Origin of the sequence: Arthrobacter sp. Hiyo1, assembly GCF_001263615.2 — a bacterium.
Classification (GTDB): Bacteria; Actinomycetota; Actinomycetes; order Actinomycetales; family Micrococcaceae; genus Arthrobacter.
The window spans coordinates 367,306-373,516 of record NZ_DF952472.1 but is presented as its reverse complement, the minus strand read 5'-3'; the positions used below and the strand labels follow the sequence as shown (position 1 = coordinate 373,516).

Sequence of the window (6,211 nt, the reverse complement as noted above, 5' to 3'; positions counted from 1 at the left end):
GGCCGGGGTCAGCCGGCGCGCCGCATTGCAGCGGCAGTTGCTCCCCATCCTTCTCGGCTGGCTCGCCGAAGGTGTGGATCCCGACGCCGGACTGCTTGCCTTCCGCCGTGTCAGCGAAGCACTCGGTACCACCCATTGGTATCTCGGGATGCTCCGGGACTCGCAAGCGGCGGCCGAGCGGCTTTGCCACGTGCTCTCCAACTCACGGCTCATCGCGGATCTCCTGGAGGTTTCCCCGGAGTCCGTTGCGTGGCTTGGTTCCGACAAGGAACTCATGCCGCTGAGCTTCGAGGCGCAGTGGCAGGAAATCCAGTCCAAGATGTCGCGCCACGCCGATCCGGAAAACGCGATGCGGCTTATCCGGCTCATCAGGCGCCGGGAAATCCTCCGGATCGCCATCGCGGACAGTTCCGGCCTCCTGGAACAGGACGCAGTGGGCACGGCGTTGGCCGATGCCGACCGGGCTGCGGTTCTGGGCGCCTTGCACGTCGCCGAGTCCATCGTGGCTTCCGAGGGGCCCCTCACGACGCACGTGTTGGTGGTCGCCATGGGCAGGCAAGGCGGACGCGAGATCGGCTACGGCTCGGACGCCGACGTCATGTACGTCCACCGTGCCCTCCCCGGGGCGGGTGAATCCGAAGCCCAGCAACAAGCCCTTGCCATTGTGGGTCACATTTCCACCTTGTTGACCCAACCCCTCAAACCGGCCATCCTGGCGGAGCGGGTCCTCACCGTCGACGCCGATCTTCGTCCCGAGGGGAAGAACGGGGCCATGGTCCGTTCCCTCGAGTCATACGCGGAGTATTACCGGCGATGGTCCCTCATCTGGGAAGCCCAGGCGCTGTTGCGGGCACAACCCATGGCCGGCAACGACGAATTGGCCGCGGAATTCCTTTGGCTCATCAACCCGATCCGGTACCCCGAATCGCTCGCCGAGACGGATGTGCGCGAGATCCGGCGCGTCAAGGCACGGGTTGAGTCGGAACGGCTCCCGAGAGGCGCCGATCCAGCCAGGCACGTCAAGCTCGGCCGGGGCGGACTGAGCGACGTCGAGTGGCTGGTGCAGCTGTTGCAGCTCCAACACGCAGGGAAGCATCCACAACTGCGGACCACGTCAACCCTGCAGGCCCTCGACGCGATCGAGTCGTTGGGCCTGATCGACAAGGGCGACATCGTGTTGCTTCGCGAAGCCTGGCGGCTCGCGAGCCGCATCCGCTCGGCGAATGTGATCTGCACCGGGCGTGCCTCGGATCTCCTCCCTGCTTCCCGAAGGGACCTGGAGGCCGTTGCCAGGTGGTGCGGTTACCCTCCCGGGCAGGCTGCGGTGTTCGAAGAAGACTATCTTCGCTTGAGCGGCGGACCCGGGCGGTGTTCGAAAAGGACTTCTACGGCCAGTGAGCTCCAGGCTGAGCCGTCCCGCGAAGTACGGAGGCGGCTAAGCTCGAAGGATGCTGGAAACCGTGTGGCTCATTCCCCTGAAGGATCTCGACGACGATGCCCGCGCCATCACGCTCGGCGACGTCGCCGTCATGGAATTGGCCGCGGGGCAGGAAGACTTCGTCGGGGACCCGTTCAAGATGATGCTCATGGGGTTGGAAGACGAAAGCCGCCTGCCGTACGTGATCGAAGCGGCAGGCGCCGCCATCGGAGTATTTACCTTGCAGGCTGGTGCCGCAACCCTGGCAGGATGGCACGACGACGATTCCGCCTGGCTCTTGCGCGGGTTCCTGATCGACCAGAAGCGCCAGGGGAGAGGCCTGGGCTCCCTGTCTGCTGTGGCCGCTGCCCGGGAAGCGCAGAAGCTGACAGCAAGGCTGGGTGGCGGGCAGGCCGGCGTCGTGCTTTCCGTCAACGAACACAATCCTGCCGCCAAGGCTGCCTACGCAAACGCGGGTTTTGTCGAGACCGGCAAGTATTTGGGTGGTTCCGCCGGTCCGCAATGGACCATGTACCGGGGTTTCGGCGACTAGGCGGTACCTAGGACTCGACCAGCGTCACGATTGTTTCCGGGCGCACGCCGTCGAATTTCATCGCCTCGGCGGCAGCTTCGGACTCCAGCGTTCGCTGGAACGTCTCCATGTCCGGGACGTCGACGATCAAACCAACCCGGTTGGTTTTTTCCGGGTCCACGAACGTTCGAACCGTGAAGCCCAGGGGTCCGAAGAGTTCTTCCCGTTTCGGCGAGCTAAGCCAGTGCTCAACGTCATCGACCTCGTGGAAGATCATCAAGGTTGTCATCGTATGCCTCCGCTTTGAGTAGTTGCGTCAGGAGCCGGAAGGGATGAGGACTCTCTCTCAAGCATCCTGATCACGCTGAACGTACCACGGCGTCCACGCCCGCGACAGGGGCGTTGGAATGGCAGAACCGGGCGTGAATGCCCGTTCCGGTAGGCACGCCGGATTGCCCCATGGTTTCGGCTCTGCGACGCGCCGCGGACACAGACGCTCGCTCACTTATGTGGGTGTTTGGCCGGACGCTCGCTCACCTATGTGGGTGTTTGGCCGGACGCTCCTGCAGACATGACCTCAAGGTGGACGTGTCCCTTTATGTGAGCGGGCGTTCCGGGAAGGATTAGAATAATAAGCATACTTATAGTAAGGTTGCTGAGGTTTGCACAGCGATAAAGGCAATCATCAGAATGTTTACGACTGAAACTGGAGCTACATCATGAATGTCATCCTCGGAATCGTCGCGGTCATCGCGATCCTTTTCTTTATCATTGGCGGCACCGTAAAGGCCCTGGGATTCCTTCTCTGGATCGCCCCGATATTGATCGTCTTGGCGATCATCGTCTTCCTCTTCCGGTTGATTAGCGGGCGCCGGCGGGTGTAGGAAAAATTGGGGGTCCGGCCCCTGCGATCCGGGGTCTTTACCAAAAGAACGGCTGTGTCTTAGCGGGCACAGCCGTTCTTTTTTGTGGGCACGAGTCCGCCGGCGTTAAAGGGAAAGGGCCGCAGTTCACAAAAATGAACTGCGGCCCTTCATTTGCCTCGTGCGGTGTTACTAGACGCCGTAGTAGAGCTCGAACTCGTACGGGTTCGGGCGCAGCGACAGCGGACGGATCTCGTTCTCGTACTTGTACTCAATCCACGTGTCGATCAGGTCCTGGGTGAAGACACCGCCGGCCTGCAGGAACTCGTTGTCCTCGCGCAGGGCCTCGAGTGCTTCCTCAAGGGAGCCCGGAGCCTTGGGGATGTCCTTGGCTTCCTCTGCAGGCAGTTCGTACAGGTCCTTGTCGATCGGAGCCGGGGGCTCGATGCGGTTGCGGATACCGTCGATGCCGGCCATGAGCTGGGCGGAGAACGCCAAGTACGGGTTGGACGCGGCGTCCGGAGCGCGGAACTCGATGCGCTTGGCCTTCGGGTTGGAGCCCGTGATCGGGATGCGGATGCCGGCGGAGCGGTTGCCCTGCGAGTAGACCATGTTGACCGGAGCTTCGAAGCCCTTGACCAGGCGGCGGTAGGAGTTGACCGTCGGGTTGGTGAAGGCGAGCACGGCAGAGGAGTGCTTCAGCAGGCCGCCGATGTACCAGCGTGCAGTGTCGGACAGGCCGGCGTAGCCCTTCTCGTCGTAGAACAGCGGGTCGCCGTTGCTCCAGAGCGACTGGTGGCAGTGCATACCAGAGCCGTTGTCACCGAAAATCGGCTTCGGCATGAAGGTTACGGACTTGCCGTACTCCCACGCGGTGTTCTTGATGACGTACTTGAACTTCTGCAGGTCGTCGGCTGCGTGGACCAGCGTGGTGAACTTGTAGTTGATCTCGGCCTGGCCGGCAGCGCCGACTTCGTGGTGCGAGCGCTCGACTTCGAGGCCTGCTTCGTCCAACGCGATGCACATGGCGTCGCGGAGGTCAGCCTGGTGGTCAACCGGGGAAACCGGGAAGTAGCCGCCCTTGAAGGGGGTCTTGTAACCGAGGTTTCCGCCTTCTTCTTCGCGGCTAGTGTTCCAAGGTGCTTCAATCGAGTCGACCTTGTAGAAGGAACCCTGCGGGGAGGATTCGAACTGGACGTTGTCGAAGACGTAGAACTCAGCTTCGGGAGCAAAGAATGCCGTGTCCGCAATGCCGGTGGAGGCCAAGTAGGCTTCTGCCTTTTCGGCAACGCCGCGCGGGTCGCGGTGGTACGGGTCGCCGGTGCGCGGGTTCACGATGGAGAAGTTCAATGCCAGGGTCTTCTCGATGCGGAAGGCGTCGATGAAGGCCGTGGTGACGTCCGGGATGAGCTGCATGTCGGACTCGGCGATGCCCTGGAAACCGCGGATGGAAGATCCGTCAAAGAGCTGGCCGTTGACAAAGAAGTCAGCGTCAACGCTCTTGGCCGGCACATTGAAGTGCTGCTGGACGCCCGGAAGATCGGTGAAGCGGATATCGACGAACTTAACATCTTCGTCTTTGATGAACTTGAGGACTTCGTCCGCAGTCTTGAACATCTATGCTCCTAACGCATAACAGGTAACAGGCCCCTCGGGCCGTCTGGTCCAGCGCAAACCGAAAGCAGGGAAACAAAAAAGTATCCCTGATGCGGCGGCTAGCAACTTCTCCAACCATAGGGAAATGGGATTTCCCCGGAGTGTCAGTATTGTTTCGAGCAGGTTACAGAACTGCCTGCCGTGTAAACGCTACTGGTCTACTGCAGTGCCAGTCTATGTCTTTCGCCTGTGTGTCTGTTTCCTTGTGAAGACAGCCAAGAGCGCACCGGCGCCACCTCCCGCCGTCGGGCGTGCGATGGTGAAGCCGTAAGCTTGAAGTGTGGTTGATCGTAAAGATATTGGTTCATGGCTCACAGGGCCGGACACGTCCGGAATTTCCAAGTACCCGGGAGCGCGGCTCGGCCTCCCTGAATCCGGTCCAGGCTCCATGGCCCGGGCCGGCCGTCGCATCCTGGCAATCTGCATCGACTGGGTCATCGCCCTGGTGATCAGCAACTTTGCCTTCGGCGGCAACCAATGGGCGACACTCGCTGTCTTTGCGGTGGAACAGGTCCTTCTCATCGGCACACTGGGCTACAGCATCGGACACCGGGTTGCGGGCATCCACGTGGTACGGCTCGGAGGAGCGCAGGCAGGACCCTTGGCCGCTTTGGTCAGGACGATCCTCTTGTGCCTGGTGATTCCCGCGGTTGTTTTCGATCCTGACCAGCGTGGCCTCCACGACAGGGCCATGAACACGATCCTCATTCGGATGTAACTTTTTGCGCAGGCAAAAAGCCGCCCGTTCCTGGAGATTCCAGGAACGGGCGGCTTTTGTCGTGGTTAGCGTCCGCGTGCGGCCTTGCGGTCAGGGCGTGCCTTGTATGGGTCGATGCCCTTCGGGATCGGCAGGCGGTTGCCCAGCGAAGAGATTCGCTTGCTGACAGCGCCGACCTCAACCTTGGTGAGTTCGTTCTTGTATTTGTTCATGGTCTTTGCGATCTGGCTAATGGGCACTTGGCCTTCGCCACGACCGCTTTCGATCACGTGAATGGTGACGTTCGGCAGGATACGGGCGAGCTTCTTGCGCTCGGCGTCAACCAGCGGCTTGACGCGATGCGACGGTCCCTCGCTGACCAGCACGACGCCGGGCCGGCCGATGGCGCGGAAGACGGCGTCCTGCGTACGCGGGTTGACGGCGACCGGCTGGTCTTCCGTGATCCAGCCGCGGCGCAGGGTTCCCAAAGCCGCACCGGAAGCTCCGGGCTGGTTCTCGATCTGCGCGAAGGCGGCACGTTCCGCGCGCCGCGAGAGGATGAAGACAGCTGCCAGCAGGCCCAAGGGGATGCCGATGATCAGGCCGGTGACCCAGTTGTTCAGGAAGAACCCGACGACGAGGCTGACAGCAACGACGCCAAGGAACGCCAACAGCATGAGCCACACGACGATAGGGTCATTGCGGCGGGTCATCTTGAAGACCTCGCCGATCTGCTTCAGCTGGCTCGGCTTCTTGGCCTTGGCTTCCTTGGGCTTGCGGGAAAACAAGCCACGCTTGGGAGCGTCGGCAGCCGATGTTGTCGAGTTGCTGGAATCAGGGGATTTCGCCATAGTGCCTTAATTCTACGTGATTTATGCCAAAGGACCGGACGCCGGATTTGTCCGGGGTCCGGTCCTTTGACCGTGCTTTAGCCGACGTGCTATGCGTGGTGTGCGAGGAGGGTGCGGGCTTCCTGGCGGGTGGTGCCGGAGTCCTGGATGCCTTCGGCGATGTGGGCCAGATGGGCGGGGATCTCGCGGCCTTTT

The 6,211-nt window shown here is 61.7% G+C and carries 6 protein-coding genes and 2 pseudogenes; 4 read left to right on the top strand and 4 right to left on the bottom strand.

Going from position 1 to position 6,211, the window contains the following annotated elements; translation table 11 throughout:
- Nucleotides 1-1,398 (top strand): annotated as a pseudogene (locus AHiyo1_RS15285) (bifunctional [glutamine synthetase] adenylyltransferase/[glutamine synthetase]-adenylyl-L-tyrosine phosphorylase); the annotation flags it as partial.
- Nucleotides 1,399-1,448: 50 nt separating this feature from the next.
- Entirely contained in the window at nucleotides 1,449-1,970 is a 522-nt protein-coding gene (locus tag AHiyo1_RS15280) for a GNAT family N-acetyltransferase (protein ID WP_059389130.1), read from the top strand.
- Nucleotides 1,971-1,977: 7 nt separating this feature from the next.
- Here the strand turns inward: AHiyo1_RS15280 and AHiyo1_RS15275 are convergent, their stop codons facing one another.
- On the bottom strand, nucleotides 1,978-2,238 hold the full coding sequence (locus AHiyo1_RS15275) for a hypothetical protein (protein WP_059389129.1): 261 nt from the start codon (nucleotides 2,236-2,238) through the stop codon (nucleotides 1,978-1,980).
- Between the two features lie 430 nt (nucleotides 2,239-2,668).
- On the opposite strand from AHiyo1_RS15275, the gene AHiyo1_RS24255 reads away from it, so the two are divergent.
- Nucleotides 2,669-2,833 carry a DUF2207 domain-containing protein gene (locus AHiyo1_RS24255; RefSeq protein ID WP_148667595.1) on the top strand — a complete coding sequence of 55 codons (165 nt, stop codon included), beginning with the start codon at nucleotides 2,669-2,671 and terminating at the stop codon, nucleotides 2,831-2,833.
- A gap of 171 nt (nucleotides 2,834-3,004) precedes the next feature.
- Here the strand turns inward: AHiyo1_RS24255 and glnA are convergent, their stop codons facing one another.
- Nucleotides 3,005-4,429, bottom strand: a complete 1,425-nt coding sequence (gene glnA, locus AHiyo1_RS15270) for a type I glutamate--ammonia ligase (RefSeq protein ID WP_059389128.1) — start codon at nucleotides 4,427-4,429, stop codon at nucleotides 3,005-3,007.
- A gap of 319 nt (nucleotides 4,430-4,748) precedes the next feature.
- On the opposite strand from glnA, the gene AHiyo1_RS15265 reads away from it, so the two are divergent.
- The gene (locus AHiyo1_RS15265; RefSeq protein WP_059389127.1) at nucleotides 4,749-5,186 is read left to right on the top strand and encodes an RDD family protein; all 438 of its coding nucleotides are present in this window, start codon (nucleotides 4,749-4,751) and stop codon (nucleotides 5,184-5,186) included.
- A 65-nt stretch (nucleotides 5,187-5,251) separates the two neighbouring features.
- Here the strand turns inward: AHiyo1_RS15265 and AHiyo1_RS15260 are convergent, their stop codons facing one another.
- Both AHiyo1_RS15260 and AHiyo1_RS26960 read right to left on the bottom strand, forming a co-directional pair.
- Nucleotides 5,252-6,016 carry a DUF4191 domain-containing protein gene (locus AHiyo1_RS15260; protein WP_059389126.1) on the bottom strand — a complete coding sequence of 255 codons (765 nt, stop codon included), beginning with the start codon at nucleotides 6,014-6,016 and terminating at the stop codon, nucleotides 5,252-5,254.
- An 89-nt stretch (nucleotides 6,017-6,105) separates the two neighbouring features.
- Nucleotides 6,106-6,211 (bottom strand): annotated as a pseudogene (locus tag AHiyo1_RS26960) (lipoyl synthase); the annotation flags it as partial.

What these genes read in the sequence shown, in the direction of transcription:
- AHiyo1_RS15280 (WP_059389130.1), top strand. Translation starts at nt 1,449, where the DNA reads ATGCTGGAAACCGTGTGGCTCATTCCCCTGAAGGATCTCGACGACGAT.
- AHiyo1_RS15275 (WP_059389129.1), bottom strand. Translation starts at nt 2,238, where the DNA reads ATGACAACCTTGATGATCTTCCACGAGGTCGATGACGTTGAGCACTGG.
- AHiyo1_RS24255 (WP_148667595.1), top strand. Translation starts at nt 2,669, where the DNA reads ATGAATGTCATCCTCGGAATCGTCGCGGTCATCGCGATCCTTTTCTTT.
- glnA (WP_059389128.1), bottom strand. Translation starts at nt 4,429, where the DNA reads ATGTTCAAGACTGCGGACGAAGTCCTCAAGTTCATCAAAGACGAAGAT.
- AHiyo1_RS15260 (WP_059389126.1), bottom strand. Translation starts at nt 6,016, where the DNA reads ATGGCGAAATCCCCTGATTCCAGCAACTCGACAACATCGGCTGCCGAC.